At 36.7% G+C, this 455-nt stretch carries 1 pseudogene; it reads left to right on the forward strand.

The features are described 5' to 3' along the window. Nucleotides 1–237 precede the first annotated feature (237 nt). Nucleotides 238–455, forward strand: a pseudogene (locus tag AC4IFO_RS23070) (LPD29 domain-containing protein); the annotation flags it as partial.

A 455-nucleotide genomic window follows, 5' to 3' on the forward strand; every position in this document is an offset into this window, starting at 1 on the left:
AACAGGAATTATTGTCACGCTAATGATGTTAAGCCATTTTTCATTTGTGACCTATGAAAAAGGGCACACGGAAGAATGTGAGCGTATTTCTGCTTGTTTTCACCAATTACGCGAGTTTATTTTCACATTACCCCCTGAATCACAAACCAAAATATTGAATGCGATTGATTAATTAAATCCTGCGCAAGTCACGGACTTGCGCTTAATCAAACTTCATTAATTAAAGAGAGAAAAATTATGGAACAGCAAACATTATTATCAGTCGGGCAGGTTGTTTATACGAATTTATATAATCATGGCTTGGGCGTGATCACTCAAATCCACGGAGAACAAAAACCAGAGACAGTAACGAATCTATGTAATGTCATTGTAAGTGGAGGCAACGCAGAATTTGATATTGTATTTTACAATGGTGATAAATCGAATCGCTTACCAGAATCTATTTTAAGGGGGGG

The sequence above is a fragment of the Providencia sp. UF-224 genome, from assembly GCF_058245955.1.